Consider the following 18,332-nt stretch of genomic DNA (forward strand, 5'->3'; position numbering starts at 1 on the left):
ACGTGATGTTAAGAAGGGAGGTTTCGTGATGCGAATTAATACGAATACGATGGCTTTATTTGCCTTTCGGCAAATTGGGATTCACCAGAACAAGATGATGACTGCCATGACACGGATTGCTTCAGGTAAACGAATCAACGCTGCCAAAGATGATCCAGCTGGATTAGCCATTAGTGAGAAAATGCGTGCACAAATTCGTGGGCTTCAACAAGCATCACGAAACGCCCAGGATGGTATCTCTCTGATTCAAACAGCTGAGGGCGGTTTAGATGAGTCACATGCAATCTTACAGCGGATGCGCGAATTAACCGTCCAAGCTGCGAATGATACCTATACAACCAGTGACCGTGAACGAATAAGTGAGGAGCTAACAGCACTTCAAGGGGCACTGGATGATATTGGTCATCAGACAGCATTTAATACCATGGGTTTACTCGATGGCAGTTTTACTAATAAAAAGCTTCAAGTTGGGGCTAATCAAAACCAATCCATTGTTTTATCGATTAATGAAATGACCGCCTCAAGTTTGGGTCTGGTGGATGTTGACGTCTCGACACATGAGCAGGCGAACACGTTGTTGGAAACAATGGACGAAGCGTTAATGCGCGTTTCACGGGAACGGTCGCGTCTCGGTGCGACGGAAAATCGACTCGGTCACACGATCAGTAATTTAGACAACCAAGCCTATCATTTAACGCACGCAGAATCACGGATTCGTGATGCCGATATCGCAAAAGAAATCATGGCAATGGCTAAACATAACATTTTAGGTCAAGCTGCGCAGCTGATGCTTGCCCAAGCGATGCAACAACCCCAAGCAATCTTACGCCTGCTTCAATAAAAGAAGCAGTAACCATTGTTTAGGCTACTGCTGGTTGGAAGGGGTTGATAAATGAGCCGTTTGAAGTGTCAATTGCTGTTCCAACCACAATCAACTGCGGACGTTCTGTTGCGCAAAGCTTTCATTGCTTGGCTACCTGAGTCTCAAAAGGCGTCTTTTGTCTCGCTTTAACCTTCATCTGCGCCAGTGTTTGTATTAAATAGCTGTGCTTTTTCAACAAAACAAAAGCTTAGATGGTGGGGTAAGACGCTAATCGTGGCTGGGGTGGACCCGTAATCCTCACCATCACAATCAATCGCTTGTTTCGGTGTGGTTTCAATTGTGATTTTTTTGGCGGTCCGTTTATAGACCCCCTCAAGGGTTTCCGTGTTCCCACTGACTTTTGATTGAACCAGTTCCGTAAAGGATTTAAACGATGCTTCTTTAATGACTAAAACGTCAAAGACCCCGTCAGCATAGTCGGGGGCATTAAAGAAAGCTTGGACACCGCCAGTGTAGCCACTATTGGCAACCATCACCATCACCGCTTCGTCTTTAATTGTTTCACCATCTAACTGAAGGGTCACTTCAAATACGCTAGGGTTCTGGACGGCTTTTAAGCTATTTAAATAATAACTAAAGCGACCGAAGGTGTCTTTGTCATTGCTTGTTTCGAGTTGTGCTTTGGTTTCAGATATTAAGCCAACGCCAAAGAAGTTAAGGAAAAAGGCATCATTGCATTTACCGACATCGACGTTGGTAAAGTTGGCTGCTTTTATTTGTTCAATCGCTTTCAGTGGTTTTAGTGGCATATTCAGCGCCCGGGCAAAGTCATTAGCGGTGCCGAGCGGTAAAATCGCTAGCTTGGGTCGCGATTCGAGTGGACTGATTAAATTGATAAGGTAATTAACGGTGCCGTCACCACCGGCAATGATGCAGTAATCGCTAGCTTTTACTTCATTGACAATGGCTTCATCATCGTGATGCGTAAGGTCAAAGCTTGAAACGTGCTTAAATGTTTCGTTTAATTGATCAACGAGCTTAGTCTTTATGTTTTTAATCGCGCCATCCCCAGCTTTAGGGTTATATAACAAAACAACTGTATCAATCATTGTTTTTCCTTCTTTCGTAAAGTAGTCTATCATATTATTTCCCATTTGATGGATAAATAAACCTAAGATCAAGTAACTTTGACTAGTCGTCTACCTGATTGTTTGTTATAATCGGTGGAGATACAGTTACACAGACTAACAACCGTTCACCAGCAATAGAAGAGGTAAAGGAGTGGATTGTGATCGATATCGCAAAAATGTCAACCTTGATGTCCCAACAAGCTGTAAAAAACCAAATGTCACTGCAGCTCATGTCACAAACGATGGACATGGCTCAACAGAACACAGAACAATTGAGTGACATGCTTTCAGATATCCCAATGAGTCATCCAGACTTAGGTAATACGGTCGATTTAAAAGCATAACGGTTAACGAAAGCAAAAAGTTCAATTGTAAAGCTTTGATTAATTCGCTATCTTTTATCTTGACGAAGTATAGCTTTACTGTGTAAGATAAGAATAACTAAAGGGGAGTAGCTCTCGCGATAGTGTCGTCATTACGAGGATTTTAAATCTCCGGCACTACCGGTAACCAATTGGTTGCTAGCAAGACCTTTACCAATAATACGCCATCGGTATGGCTGTTGTTGGTAAGGGTCTTTTTCTTATGGTTTACCGCTAAGAAAACGGACAGATACTTACCACCAACACCTAGTGAGCGTTTCGGATGGTGCAACTAACGAAGGAGATGATCAGGTTTGGCCTATTATCAAGAAGAAAAAGAAACTGTTTTAAAAACACTTAACGCAACGGAACAGGGCTTAAGTGAACAAGAGGTCGTTAATCGTCATGAAACATACGGCTATAACGAGATTGAAGAAGGTAAGCGAAAATCAACACTTGCCCTCTTTTTAGAATCATTTAAAGATGCGATGGTCATCGTCTTATTGATTGCTGCCACGGTCCAACTTATTCTCGGTGAATATGTGGAGACCATCGTTATCGTCATTGTTTTAATTATGAATGCGATTATTAGTGTCGTGCAAACGAAAAAAGCAGAAAGCTCGCTTGATGCCCTGCGGGAAATGTCAGCACCCGTTGCCAAGGTGTTACGCGGGGGAGACAAGCAAAACATTCCGGCCCGTGAGTTGGTCCCGGGGGACATTGTTTATTTAGAAGCTGGTGACTATATTCCGGCTGATGGGCGTTTACTTGAGAGTGGTTCTTTACAGGTTAATGAGGGGATGTTAACCGGGGAGTCAACGGTTGTTGATAAAATCATTGAACCGATTGAAGATGACGTGGCCTTAGGTGACCGAATTAACTTGGTCTTTAGTAGTTCCCTCGTGACCAACGGGCGCGGTACCTTTGTCGTCACAGATATCGGTAAAACAACGGAAATCGGTAAGATTGCCGATATGATTAACACGGCTGAACAAAAACAAACGCCGCTACAGCGTAAATTAGATGTCTTTAGCCGTCGTTTAGGGTTTTGGATACTTATTCTTTCGGCGTTGATTTTCGGCTTGCAAGCAGCCCGGATTTGGCTTGGTGATGGTCCGGTCGATGTCACCACCGAATTATTAGAAGCCCTCATGTTTGCGGTTGCGGTCGCAGTTGCGGCGATTCCAGAAGCGCTCCAATCGATTGTGACGATTGTTTTATCCGTCGGTACCAACAAGATGGCGAAACAACATGCGATTATTCGTAAGTTACCAGCGGTCGAAACGCTCGGTTCAACTAGTGTCATTTGTACCGATAAAACCGGAACATTAACACAAAACAAAATGACAATTACCGATCACCATACCTTTAATAATGAAAAGCATGACACCTACGGTGCCATGTCAGAGGCAGAGCAGTTCCTCGTTGATGTTGCGGTATTGTGTAACGACAGTTACATTGATGCAAAGGGACATGAAATCGGTGACCCGACGGAAGTGGCACTAATTAATTTTGCTAATAAGCTGGGGGAGGATTACCTTACCATTCGTGCACGTCACCAACGTTTCGATGAAGTTCCCTTTGATTCAGACCGTAAACTCATGTCAACGTTAAATGACTATAATGGGGCGACATACCTGATGATCAAAGGTGGACCCGACGTGATGTTTGAACGAGCAGGGTATATCTTTAAAGAGGGGCAAGAAATTGCCTTAACTGATGCATTAAAACAAGAACTCATTGATCAAAATGAGGCGTATTCACGACAATCATTACGTGTCCTAGCGTTTGGTTATAAAAAGTTAGCGGACGATAAACGCACCATTGATTTTGAGGATGAACATGACTTTGTCTTAGTCGGATTGCAAGCGATGATGGACCCACCACGTGAAGCTGTCTATGGTGCGATTGAAAGCACGAAACATGCCGGCATTAAAACGGTCATGATAACGGGTGACCATAAAACAACCGCTGAAGCGATTGGTCGGGATATCGGATTGATGGGGGATGATGATTTTGCTGTGACGGGTCAAGAATTGGACCAAATGTCAGAGGCAGAACTGGATGAGAAATTAGCACATATTTCTGTCTATGCCCGCGTTTCACCAGAAAACAAGATTCGTATTGTTAAAGCATGGCAACGAAAAGATCAAATTTCAGCGATGACGGGTGATGGTGTCAATGACGCACCGGCACTTAAACAAGCTGATATTGGGATCGCGATGGGTAGTGGTACCGATGTCAGTAAAGATGCCGCTGCCATGATCTTAACCGATGACAACTTCGTCTCGATTGTTCAAGCTGTTGAAGTTGGTCGGACCGTTTTTGATAACATTAAAAAAGCGATTGCCTACTTATTCAGTGGGAACTTAGGGGCAATCATTGCGATTTTATTCGCGGTCATTGCGGGGCTACCGAATCCATTTACAGCGCTGCAGTTATTGTTCATTAACTTAGTGAACGATTCCTTACCAGCCATTGCGCTCGGTATGGAAGACCCGGAACCAGATGTGATGAACCGTAAGCCACGTTCGATTGATGAGGGGATTTTTGCGGGCGATACGTTACGCTCAGTGATTACCCGGGGATCATTTATCGGAATTGCCGTTATTATTTCACACTTAATTGGGCTGAATACATCGCCTGAAATTGGGGTAGCAATGGCCTTTACGACCTTGATTCTGTCACGGACCTTACAAACCTTTGCTGCACGTTCGAATCAACAAACCATTTTTGGTGTCGGTTTGTTTACGAATAAATATGTATTGGGTGCCGTAACCTTGTGCTTCGGTTTATACTTGTTGACAATCTTGCCATTCTTACGTTCGATCTTCGCCATTCCAGCAGCGTTTGGTGTCAATGAATGGTTGATTTCTGCCGGCCTTGCCGTTGCAGCCGTCTTGATGATGGAAATTGTTAAAGTGATCTATCAAAAAGTTTTTAATAAGTAAGTAAGAGAAACAATCATAGCCCTTACCACTAAGAAAAAGTCACCGCAATCTGGTGACTTTTTCATCTATACATGGCAATTCTTTCTTGTCAAACCGTCAAGTCAGATGTAAACTTATCATCAAAGGCTATGTATTGTTTAGCTATCTTTCTAATTGTGACGAACGCTATGGTAAGCATAAGTAGTTAATCGAAATTAAATAGAGAATAGGTGATAAAAATGTCACTTCCTAGTCAGCAAATCATTGATGCAATGCGTGACATGGTATTTGTTATGCGTGTAGAACAAAATCCGTATCGCTTTTATTATGAGCTGTTTAATCAAGTGGCAAAGGATGTCTTAGGGTTTACGACGGCGACACTGAATCAGGAAATTGAGGATGTAAATCCAGTGACAAAAGCGACCGTTCTAAAAAATCAATACATGGAAGTTGTGCGTAAACAACAAGCGAGTGCTTATCAAGATGATTATTTCGTTTCTTCTGGTCAAAAAGTATCGGAATCCGTCCTTACACCAATCATAACGGACGGGATCGTCACGCATATTGTTGCGGTTGTAAGAGATATTACTGCAGTTAAATATGCGCATGAACAAACGTTGATCAGTAAAAAACGGTTAGAACTCAGTCGTCAGCGTTATAAATCGCTGTTCGATAACAACACGGCGCCAATTGGTTATCTTAATTTATCAGGTGAATTAGTCAAAATGAATCAAGCGCTAACAACGTTAGCGGAAACCATCGAAGGTGAGGATTTCAGTCGAAATCTCTTTGAACTATTGGACGGCGATAGCCTTGCTGAAGTGCGGGAATCCTTCTATCAGACCTCACAAGGAAAGCACTGTTCAGTTGAAACAGATGTACACACAAAAGCGGATCATCCGATGCATTTAGAAATTCGGTTTATTCCGATGCGCCTTGATTATCATGTCCATGGGATTTATGTGATCATCCGCGATCTAACAACTGAATACTTTGCCAAGTCTGCGCTGCTTGAGAGTGAAAAACGGTTTCGCTTAATTGCTGAACATTCATCCGATTTAATCCAAGTTCTTGATCAAAAGCAACACTTTTCTTATCTCTCGCCTTCCCATACGCAAAGGCTCCATTATCATTTGGATGAGCTATACCAAAAGACCTTTTGTGACATCACAAGTGCGGCGTTTAAGGCGGCGGTTCAGGAAGTGTTAACAGCGATTTCTGATACCCCGAGCGCTGTCAAAAAAGAAATCCAATTGGTCGATGCACTCGGTGAGGCACGGTGGTTTGAATGCCAATTTGAATCGGTATTTGATGTCGGTGTATACGTGCATACGATCGTCGTTGCGCGAGACATTGAGGAGCGAAAAGCCTATGAGGCTGAACTCACCCAGTTAGCCTATCAAGACCCTCTTACTGGCTTAGCAAACAGACGTCTTTTCAATAACCGGCTTGAGCAAATCGTCACCCAATTCAGACGGGAGCAAACGTCGTTTGCGGTAATGATGCTCGACATTGATAATTTTAAAACCATCAACGATCAATACGGTCATGAAGTGGGTGATGCGGTAATAGTCGAAATTGCGCGGCGATTGCAACATGTATTAAGAGACGTTGATACTGTCGCAAGACTGGGTGGTGACGAGTTTATTATTTTATTACCTGCGCTGGCCACGGAAGCTGGCGTCTATCGTGTAATTGAACGGTTAGAACAGGCCTTACAGGCAACGTATCGCATGGATGATCATGATTTATCAGTCGGTGTAAGCATTGGTGTTGTTATGCCAACAGCAGAAACGTGTAATGTGAAACGGATTTTAAATCAAGCCGATCGCGCCTTATACGAAGCAAAACGTACCGGGAAAAACAAAACCATCTTTCATGCCTATGATGACTAAACCTAAATCGAAATCATTATTATTTACAAAGCAGGCACTGTATTGTATAATGATAAAGTAGAATGATTACGATTTAAGGAGAGGTTCATATGGCTAAAAAAGCAATGATTGCTAGACAAAAGAAACGTGAACAGATGGTTGAACGGTACCGGGAAACACGCGAAGCGTTAAGCGCAAGTGGTGATTATCAAGCACTTAATCGGTTACCACGGAATAGTTCACCGACGCGATTAACAAACCGTTGTCGGGTTAATGGACGACCACGTGCATACATGCGTAAGTTTGGCATGTCCCGCATCGCTTTTCGCGATTTGGCATTAAAAGGACAAATTCCCGGTGTGACAAAAGCAAGTTGGTAGAGGTAGGCGGTTGACCACTGGTCAGTCTAGCCTACCTTCTTTTTTTAGCTGTTTGTAACGGACCTTTTTGGTGCTGAGTTTTTTGTGTGGGTTTAATTTATTTCATTTTCGCTTTGTTTACGTTTTGTTAAATAATCATGCAACCAAACAGTCGCTGAGTTATTGAAAAAAATAACTTAACGCTAACGCCATGTTGTGGCATAATGGAAAATAGTGAGCGTTTTCAATTCAATCAGACGGGAGATAAGTTTTATGACACAACAACGGTTAGTTTTTATTGGAGATAGTATTACAGAATGGGGACGGTTTGAAGACCCGCTTGACTTAGGGGATAATTATGTGCGGATCATTCGTGATCTTTTGGCAATTGAGTCACCAGAAATGTTTCCTGAAATAATCAATAAAGGAATTGGTGGTAATCGAATTAGTGATTTAGCTGAACGTTGGCAAGAAGACGTCATTGCTCTAAATCCTGATTGGTTATCGATTTCAATTGGAATTAACGATGTTTGGCGTCAACTGGATAATCCCGATATGGAACAGATCTACCCAGATCAATTTGAACGGATCTATGACCAGTTATTGAAAGAAGTTAAAAATCAAACAGATGCGACGATTATTTTGATGGAACCGACGATTATTGAAGAAGAAATTCATTCAAGAGGCAATGAACTATTAAAAGCTTATTTGGAAGCAACCCACCGCTTAGCGGAAAAATATGCATGCATCCTTGTACCAACCCACAAAGCCTTTTTAGATGTGTTGGCAACCGGTCTTGATGTTCCGCTAACGATTGATGGCGTCCATATGTCAAGCACAGGCAATCAGCTGATGGCAAAGACCTGGTTAGAAACGGTCACCTTATTTAAGTAAAACAGGCAACATCCGTCTATGCTAAAGGGAAAACAGATTATCTGGTCTTTGCGGAGGACGGTCAGGATATAATGAACGACAAAAAGCACGCAGGCATAATCTGCCCGCGTGCTCTTTAAATCGTTTTTGAAGCCAGTTGGTTATCGTTTTCTACCTGTGATCATATTGTAGATAAATACAATTAATGCAATCACAAGTAAAATATGGACTAAGCCGCCTGCAATTTCAAAGATAAAGCCAAGTAACCATAATAATAATAGAATACCAATTATTGTCCAAAGCATGAATTCTCACTCCTTTTTGTTAGAAACGTCAACGTGTCTGCCTAATATAAGCATTCCCTTTTGATCGGATCGTAAACATTTTTCCAAGAAATAGGGATATAGTTGGGTGTGGAGAATATTAACATTGTTTTTTAAAACAGATGTGCTATAATCAATACCATCACTTTAACTAACGCAGTGCTTCGTTTATTTTAAAACGAAGTGTTGCGTTTTATTTATGATTTTTGAAGCGATAGCGATGAAGTGATAACTAGGATAAAGGACTTACTATAGAAAAGAGGATGTTTGATGGCGAATGAACAGTTAAAAGAGAAGATTATTGATTATGCCCATCAGATTGGTATTGATAAAATCGGTTTTACTGCTGCCGATCCTTTTAGTGAAATGAAAGCACGTTTAAAGATGCAACAAGCAGATAATTATCAATCAGGTTTTGAAAAAGGCAGCAATGCCGAACGAACCGAACCAAAACTGCATGTGAGTGATGCGGAGTCAATCATTGCGATTGCGGTGGCCTATCCGTCTCGAATGAAAGCACGTCCCGTAAACAAAAAAGGAGAGCGCCGGGGTAATTTTTGCCGGGCAAGTTGGGGAATGGACTATCATACCGTCTTAAATGATAAGTTGAATCAACTGAACCGTTTTATTGAAAACCTGGTACCCGGTTTTAGGTCGCGAATCATGGTTGATACCGGTGAACTATCGGACCGGGCAGTTGCTGAGCGTGCGGGGATTGGCTTTAGCGGAAAAAACTGTGCGATTATCACCCCTGAGTTCGGATCGTACGTTTACTTAGGTGAGATGATCACCAACGTTCCGTTTACCTCAGACGTACCCGTCGATGACGGATGTGGCGATTGCACCAAGTGCTTGGACGCCTGTCCCACGGGTGCCTTAGTGGCGCCGGGACGCTTAAATGCGAAAAATTGCATCGCATTCCTGACGCAGACAAAAGACTTTTTGCCGGATGAATACCGAGACAAATTAGGGAACCAACTCTATGGCTTCGATACGTGTCAGCTGGTTTGCCCGAAAAATAAAGGTGTTGATTTTCATCTTCATGACGCCTTTGAACCTGAACCGGACAAGGTTAAACCGGAATTGTTGCCCCTGTTATCAATCTCTAATCGTGAATTTAAAGAAACGTTCGGTCACATGGCTGGCTCATGGCGGGGCAAGAAGCCGTTGCAGCGTAATGCGATTTTAGCATTAGCTCACTACCGAGAGGAACGTGCAGTTGAAGAGCTTGACCGCTTAATGCGGACAGATCCACGTCCAGTGATTCGTGGAACAGCCGCATTTGCGATTGGTAAAATCGGCCGGCGTGATAGTTATCGTTTGATTCAACAAGCCCGTCTAAGTGAAACGGATGAAGCAGTTATAGCAGAAATGGAAAAAGGCTTAGCGTTTGAGCTGGTTTATCAAAACTAAGAGGCAAGTGCAAATCACTTAAATCCGTGCATGCATCAGTTATGAAGCTGGTTTGCTAGGATAATTTGTATAGAATAAAGGAGAAGAACGATGAGCCTTCATATTGTATTGTTTCAACCAGAAATCCCGGCTAATACTGGAAATATCGCCAGAACGTGTTTAGCTGTCAATGCAACCTTACATTTGATTCACCCACTAGGGTTCTCAACTGAAGATAAAATGTTACGCCGATCAGGTCTTGATTATTGGCATGATGTCAAGATTGAGTATCATGATTCGATTGATGATTTGTATCAAGCTCACCCTACGGGTGAGTACTACTACATTGAAAACTTTGGGACCAAGTATTACTCGGAGGTTGATTTTAGTGAAGCTGAGAAAGCACTGTTCTTTGTCTTTGGCCGGGAAACGACAGGGATACCAAAAGAATTGCTTGTCGGTAAAGAAACACGTTGCCTTAGAATCCATATGGCTGATAACGATAAAGTGCGTTCGCTTAATTTATCAAACACCGCAGCAATCATTGCCTATGATGTGATGAAGCAACAAGGCTTCCCGGGAATGCATTAAGGTTTGTAACCGCGCAGGTAGTGGCTAACTGAATACCGAAAGACAGAAAAAAGCTTACCGTTTTAATTATTAAAACGGTAAGCTTTTTTGGTGTGATCAGATTCTTTTTTAGGGACAATCTCAAAAATACGATGTGATTCAAACAATTCAACGATTTCTTCTACCCATTCATAGTAGCGTACAGATTCATCAGAGTCATTTAAGTAAACTTGCGCTTCTTCTTTAATCGCCTCACTCGCCTCTGGGTCGTTCATGATTTGGTTTAAATCTTGTGTGATTCGGGCTTCAATCTTTTTGTTGCGAATGACAACTTCGCGCCAGTTAGCGGTGAATAAGGTAATAAACGTTTGGTAGTAATCTTCTTCCACCGTATAGTGATCTTTGCGCGAGCCTTTCATGAAGGCTTTTTCTGCAATGTTGTAATGCGTCATTTCACGCATGACTTGACTCATGCGGGTTTTACTCATGCCGGTATGCTCAGCGAGCTCATCCAAGTCAAGCGCCCGTCCTTCATAAAAAATAGCTGCAATCACGCGGCCGATGGTTGCCGGATACCCATATGATTTCATGTTTTCAGCAATTTGCTCACTGACGCGATTTTTTATTTGATTTAATTGTTCTTTATGATCCATGAATAATATCAGCTCTTTTTCTGTTTTATTTTTACAAACAATCCATTTGATTTTACTGTATCATAAATGACTGGTGAACCCAATTGGACGTTTGGGTAGGATTTGCTCGTAATCGGGAGGATTTATAAGAAAGATACAATCTATACAATTCATACACTTTAAATTGTATAAAGTTTGTGCAATTTAAAGTGTATACCGGGTTTTGTTTTCGCGTGGTTTATATGTACAATTAAAAAGTAATAAAAAAGGACGACGAAGGAAGGGACAGCTATTGATTCAATTAAAGAATGTTAACAAAGTATATGAAGATGGCTTTCAGGCATTGAAGAATATTAACCTTACTTTTGAAGAAGGCAAACTGAATGTTTTAATCGGACCAAGTGGTTGCGGTAAAACAACAACGATGAAATTATTGAATCGTTTAATCGATTACACCGACGGTGAATTAACGATTGATGGAAAAATAATTTCTGAGATTGATCCAATTGAATTGCGCAGGCAAATGGGTTATGTCATTCAAAGTATTGGTCTATTTCCACATATGACAATCTACGATAACGTCGCAACGGTACCAAAATTACTAAAGTGGGATAAAGCAAAAACAAAGGACCGTGTGTATGAACTATTAAATATGGTTGATTTAGACCCAGAGGTCTATTGCGAACGTTACCCGAATGAATTAAGTGGTGGGCAACAACAACGGATTGGTGTGATTAGAGCCCTAGCTGCTGAACCGAAAATCATTCTTATGGATGAACCGTTTAGTGCGCTTGACCCGATTAGTCGGGAACAATTACAAGATCAGTTGGTTCAGTTACAACAGGAAATCAATAAAACCATCATTTTTGTCACGCATGATATGGATGAAGCGATTAAAATTGCTGACCAAATCATTTTAATGCGTGAAGGTGAGGTCGTTCAAAAAGGAACGCCGCGCGAGATTTTAACCAACCCGAAAGATGATTTTGTACGAGAGTTTATTGGACAAGAACGCTTAGAAAAAGCACAAGGCTTACCGCCAATGACTGCTTTTGTTGATGCGAACTTCCCGAGTGTTAATGTTGAAAAGTCCGTTGATGACTTAATTGATGTGATGGTTAAACATAAGAAAGATCAAATGCCGATTGTTGATAATGACGATAAGTATTTAGGGATTGTATCACTCTACGATGCGGTGCGAAAACATGATGTTGTCTTACGTGATTTAGTGAACCCTGATATTATTGCTTATCGTGAAACAGCCGAAGTTGAGAAATTTGTCGCGAGTAAAGATACGATCGCGCCGATTGTTAAAGAAGATGAAACCTTTATTGGTGTCTTAGACCAAGATCAATTATTAGCCGTCTTACATGATAAAATTGAGCCTAAAAGTGGTGTAAGGTCATGAATTTAATTCAAGAGTACATCGAGTTCTTTTCAATTCGTTATGAAAACATTATGCGTTATTTGGTGGAACATTTAACGATTGCGGCAGTATCAATTGTTGCGGCGATTGTCTTAACTGTACCGCTCGCAATATGGATGACGAAAATGAAAAATGAACGTTTGAAGCAAGCGATTTTTAATTTAGCGAACTTCTTTCAAACGATACCAACCATTGCCTTATTTGCGATTTTAATTCCGTTTTTCGGGATCGGTTTTGTACCAGCGGTGGTTGCCTTGTTCTTATATGCCTTACTGCCGCTCTTACGTAATACTTACGCAGGTGTTGAATCGATTGATCAAGGCATCGTCGAAGCAGCAAAAGGAATGGGGTACTCAACATTTGGTCGGTTGATGAAAGTAGAGCTGCCGATTGCTGTCCCTTATATTATGTCAGGGATTCGGATTACGACGGTCTATATCATCAGTTGGACGACACTAGCATCAGTTATTGGTGCGGGTGGTTTAGGTGACTTGGTTATGGCGGGCATTGGCTCAAACAACACCTATATGATTTTTACCGGCACCGTGATGGCAATTGGCCTTGCTTTAATTGTTGATACGCTGTTCGGTTTGGTCGAAAAACGCTTATCTCATACCCGTGCTTCTTAAAAAGACACAGGCGAGGTAAGTCACTTAACAAGAAGACAACGATAAATAAAGACGTCGTAAACATGAAGTGATGATGAACCTTACATCTTTGGTGTAAGTTCGATATAAAAACAATAAAAGAAAAGGGGATTTTAACATGAAAAAGAAATTACTTGCAGTCCTATTAGCAATGACTGTCCTATTTATTGCCGCTTGCGGTGGAGACGAATCAGCAGATGGAGGCGAAGTGTTTGAGTTTGGAGCACAATCGTATACGGACCCGAAAATCGCTGCCCAAATGGTTAAGATTTTAGTAGAAGAAAATACGGATCACGAAGTTAATATTACGGAAGACATTCAAGCAAGTCCACAAATTCTTGCTTCAATTGAGCGCGAAGAATTTGATTTTGCGATGCTTTATTCAGGTGAGGTCTACAACAATCACTTTGATGATGTGGACTATTCAACAAACTCAGAACAAACCATTCAAAATGCCCAAGATTTATTTGGTCCAGAATATGATATGACGTGGTTTGATACAATTGGTTTCAAAAACGAATATGCGATTGCGATTCGTGGCGATTTTGCAGAAGAAAATGATATTACCACGATTTCAGATCTTGAAGCACATGCTGATGATCTAACCTTAGGAACAGACACAACCTGGGTAGAGCGTGACAATGATGGTTACCGTGGTTTCCAAGAACGTTATGGTTTTGAATTTGGTGACGTACGTGGCATGGAAGTTTCATTAATGTATACCGGGATTGCTAACAGTGAGCTTGACGTTGTGACAGCTTACACGGTCGATCCACAAATTGCTGAATATGATTTGCGTATTCTAGAAGATGATCAAGAATTCTTCCCACCTTACGATGCATCACTTGTGGCGCGTAATGAAGTATTAGAAAACTATCCAGAAGTTGAAGAAATCTTCTTAGAGCTTGTCGGAACCGTTTCAACCGAAGAGATGTCTGAATTGATTCGCCAAGTCGACTTAGAAGAACGTTCAACGGAAGAAGTTGCACGTGAGTTCTTAGAAACAGAAGGCTTACTAAACTAATAAATAAAGTGGGGATCCAATAATGGATTTTTTAATCGAATTAGGCACCTATATGTTAGAAAACTCGAGTGAGTTACTCGCACTTGCAGGCGAACACGTGATGATGGTCTTATATGCAATTGGCTTCGCGTTGTTAGTCGGGATACCACTCGGAATCTTAGCGGCGAAATTTAAAAAAGCTGCCCCAGTGATTTTATCCCTGGTGAATATCTTGCAACTGATTCCAAGCCTGGCGATGCTCGCGATTTTACTCATCTACTTTGGCCTTGGAAACTCAACAGTGGTGATTGGTTTATTTTTCTACTCACTGTTACCGATTGTCCGTAACACGTATGTCGGCTTAAAAGAAGTTGATGCAAGCGTGACAGAAGCAGGACGCGGAATTGGGATGACCCCCTTGCAGTTATTATGGAAGGTCGAGTTTCCCTTATCAATACCGTTCTTAATGGCCGGATTGCGAGTGGCGGCAGTGATTGCCGTTGCTGTTGCGACCATTGCCCCCTATATTGGTGGGGGCGGTTTAGGCAGTGAAATCGTTGGTGGAATCAACCTACAAAATGACGTGCGTCTCTATGCTGGTGCCATACCAGCGGCAGCACTTGCCATTTTGGCTGATTTCCTGCTCGGTATTTTTGAACGAAAAACGAAAAATAGATTTGCTAACTAAATAGCTGTTGAAAAAGATGTCGGTGCATGTATCGGCATCTTTTTTACGGGTATTTGCGCCTGAATGAATCTATACGAACCGAGCAAATAGTGCCCGGTTTTCCAGACGATTTCACAAGATGAAGTCGCTACCTAAAAGAAAGGGAGGAATTATGATGGAACAAAAACTACTTGATGCGATTACTGCTTTATATGACGAGATGGTTGACTTACGCCGTCACTTTCATATGTATCCAGAACTATCATTTAAAGAAGTAAATACACCGAAGACCATCGCCGCCTACCATCGCGACCTTGGCCTTGAGGTGAGGGAAGGTGTCGGGACCCGCGGTGTGGTTGCAACGCTTAGAGGAAAGTACCCTGGTAAAACAGTGGCAATTCGAGCTGATTTTGATGCGTTGCCGATCACGGAAGAAAATGACGTGCCTTATGCGTCGACCGTTGACGGGGTGATGCATGCTTGTGGTCATGATGCGCACACCGCCATCGCTTTAGGAATGGCCAAGGCTTTTGTTTCCGTGAAAGATGACTTGCACGGAAATGTGGTTTTCATCCACCAACATGCTGAAGAGGAAGACCCAGGTGGTGCGAAAGCAATGATTGAAGACGGTGCGCTTGAGGGTGTTGATATTATTTTCGCCACCCACATGGAAAATTATCTTCCCGTTCATCATGTGAGCCATAGTCCTGACTATATTCTAGCAGCGAGCGATGATTTTTTTATTACGATAAAAGGCGAAGGGGGCCATGGCGCCTTTCCTCAAGATGCGACTGATGCGGTTCAAATCGGGGCCCAGTTAGTTGCGAACTTACATCAGCTCGTTAGTCGTAAGGTGGATCCATTAAAATCAGCGGTGTTAACGGTCGGTGCCTTTAAAGCTGGTGAGAAAGCCAATGTTATTCCAGGCCAGGCGACAATCGAAGGGACGGTTCGCACCTTTGATGATGATGTGCGAGCAGCACTTGCCGATTGGGTTAAAAAAGTTGCCGAACATACGGCGGCAATGTATGGTGCAGAAGTTGAGGTCGACTATCAATTTGGTTATCCAGCAACGAAAAACGATCCGGACGTAAACGCACTTATCGTCAAGGCTGCAACAGCACTTCTTCCAGAAGGACATGTTAAAGCGATGGCGCCGAATATGGGGGCGGAGGACTTTAGTTACTTTACCCGTCAAATTCCTGGGGCTTATTTTTTCACTGGTTCTGCGAACGAAGCGAAAGGCTTCACCTATCCTTATCACCATCCCAAGTTTGATATTGATGAACAGGCGCTATTAAATGGAGCGAAAGTTATGGCAAAAGCGACCCTTGATTATTTAACTGAAGCTCACTAATGTGAAAGTCTTCTCCTTTTTAACCAGAAGGAGAAGACTTTTTTAATAGGGCAACCGATCCCGATAGTCATGCAATCATTTTCTCCACGACCAGGTTGACGGGCACGAGTATGTTTATATTTTGATGTTTTTTAAACGAACGATGCTCAAAGGGTAGCGCAAGCAGGCCTTCATTTGTTAAACTAAGGAAATGGGAGGCAAGACATGATGAAAAAAATTATCGGGCTCTTAATAATTAGTACTGTAATGATTCTATCAGGTTGTAATGAAGACGCAGCATCGACTGATGGTGATGAAACGCCTGAGGTGGATGGCTACCGCTATCCTACCGAAGAAGTAGAAAAAGCGTTTGCAGAAGCAAGTTTTACCGCCACCTTGCCCGAAAGATTACCCATACCCGTTGCGTATGTTGTATATGATCACTATTTTTTAGATGGGGTAGAGATTTTAGACCTCAGCTTTTATTCTGATCAAAATGATTTATTAACCATTCAAATAAAGGATGGTGAGACAACGGCGTGTGCCACATTAGAAACTGTTCAAGTTAATGGTGTTCAGGAAGCGTGTTTTTATCAATCTGACTTTGTGCAACAACTTGTCGTGATTGACCAACCGCTCATTTATCAAATTGAGTACCGTAAAGGCATGCGGGAAGACGATGCAGAAGAGTTATACCCAATCGAGCAACGGCATCTCGTCGAAATTTCTGAAGCGATTCGGTCGTAATGAAAACCATCGATTGCCAGGAGCACGGTGCTGCTAAATCAGTGAAGTGAACAATCTTGCAAGGGAAAATAAATACTTTTAAACGAGGGAAACCGATGTCAACGAAAAAAGAAGCACAACCAAACAAACAAATTATTTTAACAGGTGGAGGAACGGCAGGACATGTCATGGTTAACTTGGCGCTGATTCCTTTGCTGAAAGAAGACGGATATACGATTGACTACATTGGCTCAAAAGAGGGCATTGAACGAGAACTGATTGAACCGCAAAAAGACGTTACCTACCATGCTGTTCATACCGGTAAGCTGAGACGATACTTATCGATTGAAAATTTTAAAGATCCGTTCAAAGTGATGAAAGGGGTCAGTGAAGCTGCCCGTATTATCCGAAAAAAACGCCCGCAAATTATTTTTTCAAAAGGTGGGTTTGTTTCGGTACCGGTCTTACTTGCTGCACGACTGACCCGGACCCCTGCTATCATTCATGAATCAGACTTAACACCAGGATTAGCCAACAAAATTGCAATGCCATTCGCCAAGCGCATTTTAGTGACCTTTGCCGCCACGTTAGAACACGTCGATCAAAAGAAAGCACGTTTTATTGGCCCGGTTGTCCGTCCAGAGTTGTTTGCAGGAGATAAAGCGAGCGGTCTTGAATTTTTACGGTTTAAAAAAGATAAGCCAGTCCTTCTTGTGATGGGTGGCAGTGCGGGTTCTAAAACAATCAATGACCTCATTCGGAATCATTTAGATGACTTAACCCGGTATTTTCAAGTGGTTCACTTAACCGGCAAAGGTCATTTAGACGAAACGATTAGACGAGAAAGTTATCGGCAGTTTGAGTATGTCGATAAGGAATTAAAGGACATTCTGCACGCTGCGGATGTTGTGATTTCACGGGCGGGTGCAAATGCGATTTTTGAGTGTTTAGCGTTAAAAAAACCAATGTTACTCATTCCGTTGTCTAAAAAGGTGAGTCGTGGTGATCAACTATTAAACGCCCATGTATTTGAAAAGCAAGGCTACGCACACGTACTCGATGAAGACACGTTAACCAGCGAAGGCTTCTTAACGGCGTTTGATGCGTTTATAAGTGACACGGATCATATCCGAGAAATGATGCAGCATTTTAATGCAGAAGATGCCATTCAAGCTGTATTGGAAGAAATACATCACTATGAAAAGCCGTCTAAATCAAAATCATCGCAATTGTAAATGAAAAAGGTACATCAAAGCGCA

18 protein-coding genes are annotated in these 18,332 nt (G+C 42.2%); 15 read left to right on the top strand and 3 right to left on the bottom strand.

From position 1 onward, the window contains the following. Positions 1-28 precede the first annotated feature (28 nt). A complete protein-coding gene (locus DES38_RS00505; protein ID WP_110250123.1) occupies positions 29-841 on the top strand; it encodes a flagellin N-terminal helical domain-containing protein in 813 nt (270 codons plus the stop codon). Between the two features lie 167 nt (positions 842-1,008). Here the strand turns inward: DES38_RS00505 and DES38_RS00510 are convergent, their stop codons facing one another. Next, positions 1,009-1,932, bottom strand: a complete 924-nt coding sequence (locus DES38_RS00510) for a diacylglycerol/lipid kinase family protein (RefSeq protein WP_170114282.1) — start codon at positions 1,930-1,932, stop codon at positions 1,009-1,011. 98 nt (positions 1,933-2,030) lie between these two features. Between DES38_RS00510 and DES38_RS00515 the strand changes: the two genes are divergently transcribed. From DES38_RS00515 to DES38_RS00535, 5 genes are all read left to right on the top strand, one after another. Further along, entirely contained in the window at positions 2,031-2,297 is a 267-nt protein-coding gene (locus DES38_RS00515) for a YjfB family protein (protein ID WP_245881930.1), read from the top strand. A gap of 332 nt (positions 2,298-2,629) precedes the next feature. Further along, a complete protein-coding gene (locus tag DES38_RS00520; protein ID WP_110250125.1) occupies positions 2,630-5,266 on the top strand; it encodes a cation-translocating P-type ATPase in 2,637 nt (878 codons plus the stop codon). Between the two features lie 218 nt (positions 5,267-5,484). Next, positions 5,485-7,140: a sensor domain-containing protein gene (locus DES38_RS00525; RefSeq protein ID WP_110250126.1), complete on the top strand. Its 1,656-nt coding sequence runs from the start codon at positions 5,485-5,487 to the stop codon at positions 7,138-7,140. Between the two features lie 89 nt (positions 7,141-7,229). Then, positions 7,230-7,499: a 30S ribosomal protein S14 gene (gene rpsN / locus DES38_RS00530; RefSeq protein WP_110250127.1), complete on the top strand. Its 270-nt coding sequence runs from the start codon at positions 7,230-7,232 to the stop codon at positions 7,497-7,499. A 252-nt stretch (positions 7,500-7,751) separates the two neighbouring features. Further along, on the top strand, positions 7,752-8,372 hold the full coding sequence (locus DES38_RS00535) for an SGNH/GDSL hydrolase family protein (RefSeq protein ID WP_211305823.1): 621 nt from the start codon (positions 7,752-7,754) through the stop codon (positions 8,370-8,372). A 140-nt stretch (positions 8,373-8,512) separates the two neighbouring features. On the opposite strand, the gene DES38_RS00540 is transcribed toward DES38_RS00535, so the two are convergent. Next, positions 8,513-8,656, bottom strand: coding sequence for a lmo0937 family membrane protein (locus tag DES38_RS00540; protein ID WP_110250128.1), 144 nt, complete (start codon positions 8,654-8,656; stop codon positions 8,513-8,515). A gap of 288 nt (positions 8,657-8,944) precedes the next feature. Between DES38_RS00540 and queG the strand changes: the two genes are divergently transcribed. Next, positions 8,945-10,087: a tRNA epoxyqueuosine(34) reductase QueG gene (gene queG / locus DES38_RS00545; RefSeq protein WP_110250129.1), complete on the top strand. Its 1,143-nt coding sequence runs from the start codon at positions 8,945-8,947 to the stop codon at positions 10,085-10,087. Between the two features lie 90 nt (positions 10,088-10,177). Beyond that, positions 10,178-10,657, top strand: a complete 480-nt coding sequence (locus DES38_RS00550; RefSeq protein ID WP_110250130.1) for a tRNA (cytidine(34)-2'-O)-methyltransferase — start codon at positions 10,178-10,180, stop codon at positions 10,655-10,657. A gap of 62 nt (positions 10,658-10,719) precedes the next feature. Here DES38_RS00550 and DES38_RS00555 read toward each other — a convergent pair whose 3' ends face one another. Next, a complete protein-coding gene (locus tag DES38_RS00555) occupies positions 10,720-11,289 on the bottom strand; it encodes a GbsR/MarR family transcriptional regulator (RefSeq protein WP_110250131.1) in 570 nt (189 codons plus the stop codon). Between the two features lie 271 nt (positions 11,290-11,560). On the opposite strand from DES38_RS00555, the gene DES38_RS00560 reads away from it, so the two are divergent. From DES38_RS00560 to DES38_RS00590, 7 genes are all read left to right on the top strand, one after another. After that, complete coding sequence (locus DES38_RS00560; protein ID WP_110250132.1) at positions 11,561-12,676, top strand: betaine/proline/choline family ABC transporter ATP-binding protein; 1,116 nt, start codon at positions 11,561-11,563, stop codon at positions 12,674-12,676. Then, entirely contained in the window at positions 12,673-13,323 is a 651-nt protein-coding gene (locus tag DES38_RS00565) for an ABC transporter permease (RefSeq protein WP_110250133.1), read from the top strand. Before DES38_RS00560 ends, DES38_RS00565 begins: the two co-directional genes overlap by 4 nt. Before the next feature lie 136 nt (positions 13,324-13,459). Beyond that, positions 13,460-14,365: an ABC transporter substrate-binding protein gene (locus tag DES38_RS00570; RefSeq protein ID WP_110250134.1), complete on the top strand. Its 906-nt coding sequence runs from the start codon at positions 13,460-13,462 to the stop codon at positions 14,363-14,365. A 22-nt stretch (positions 14,366-14,387) separates the two neighbouring features. After that, positions 14,388-15,032, top strand: a complete 645-nt coding sequence (locus DES38_RS00575) for an ABC transporter permease (RefSeq protein WP_110250135.1) — start codon at positions 14,388-14,390, stop codon at positions 15,030-15,032. 151 nt (positions 15,033-15,183) lie between these two features. Further along, entirely contained in the window at positions 15,184-16,368 is a 1,185-nt protein-coding gene (locus DES38_RS00580; protein WP_342767324.1) for a M20 metallopeptidase family protein, read from the top strand. A 204-nt stretch (positions 16,369-16,572) separates the two neighbouring features. Then, a complete protein-coding gene (locus DES38_RS00585) occupies positions 16,573-17,094 on the top strand; it encodes a hypothetical protein (RefSeq protein ID WP_146206340.1) in 522 nt (173 codons plus the stop codon). A 95-nt stretch (positions 17,095-17,189) separates the two neighbouring features. Further along, positions 17,190-18,308 (top strand): undecaprenyldiphospho-muramoylpentapeptide beta-N-acetylglucosaminyltransferase, encoded by a 1,119-nt coding sequence (locus DES38_RS00590; protein WP_110250138.1) that lies wholly within the window; start codon positions 17,190-17,192, stop codon positions 18,306-18,308. Positions 18,309-18,332: the final 24 nt, after the last annotated feature.

The sequence above is a fragment of the Streptohalobacillus salinus genome, from assembly GCF_003201605.1.
GTDB lineage: Bacteria > Bacillota > Bacilli > Bacillales > Amphibacillaceae > Streptohalobacillus > Streptohalobacillus salinus.

Excerpts from the sequence above, each read along its gene's own strand:
- DES38_RS00540 (WP_110250128.1), bottom strand. The coding sequence starts at position 8,656 with ATGCTTTGGACAATAATTGGTATTCTATTATTATTATGGTTACTTGGC.
- queG (WP_110250129.1), top strand. The coding sequence starts at position 8,945 with ATGGCGAATGAACAGTTAAAAGAGAAGATTATTGATTATGCCCATCAG.
- DES38_RS00570 (WP_110250134.1), top strand. The coding sequence starts at position 13,460 with ATGAAAAAGAAATTACTTGCAGTCCTATTAGCAATGACTGTCCTATTT.
- DES38_RS00575 (WP_110250135.1), top strand. The coding sequence starts at position 14,388 with ATGGATTTTTTAATCGAATTAGGCACCTATATGTTAGAAAACTCGAGT.
- DES38_RS00505 (WP_110250123.1), top strand. The coding sequence starts at position 29 with ATGCGAATTAATACGAATACGATGGCTTTATTTGCCTTTCGGCAAATT.
- DES38_RS00555 (WP_110250131.1), bottom strand. The coding sequence starts at position 11,289 with ATGGATCATAAAGAACAATTAAATCAAATAAAAAATCGCGTCAGTGAG.
- DES38_RS00550 (WP_110250130.1), top strand. The coding sequence starts at position 10,178 with ATGAGCCTTCATATTGTATTGTTTCAACCAGAAATCCCGGCTAATACT.
- DES38_RS00590 (WP_110250138.1), top strand. The coding sequence starts at position 17,190 with ATGTCAACGAAAAAAGAAGCACAACCAAACAAACAAATTATTTTAACA.
- rpsN (WP_110250127.1), top strand. The coding sequence starts at position 7,230 with ATGGCTAAAAAAGCAATGATTGCTAGACAAAAGAAACGTGAACAGATG.
- DES38_RS00585 (WP_146206340.1), top strand. The coding sequence starts at position 16,573 with ATGATGAAAAAAATTATCGGGCTCTTAATAATTAGTACTGTAATGATT.
- DES38_RS00510 (WP_170114282.1), bottom strand. The coding sequence starts at position 1,932 with ATGATTGATACAGTTGTTTTGTTATATAACCCTAAAGCTGGGGATGGC.
- DES38_RS00525 (WP_110250126.1), top strand. The coding sequence starts at position 5,485 with ATGTCACTTCCTAGTCAGCAAATCATTGATGCAATGCGTGACATGGTA.
- DES38_RS00580 (WP_342767324.1), top strand. The coding sequence starts at position 15,184 with ATGATGGAACAAAAACTACTTGATGCGATTACTGCTTTATATGACGAG.
- DES38_RS00535 (WP_211305823.1), top strand. The coding sequence starts at position 7,752 with ATGACACAACAACGGTTAGTTTTTATTGGAGATAGTATTACAGAATGG.
- DES38_RS00565 (WP_110250133.1), top strand. The coding sequence starts at position 12,673 with ATGAATTTAATTCAAGAGTACATCGAGTTCTTTTCAATTCGTTATGAA.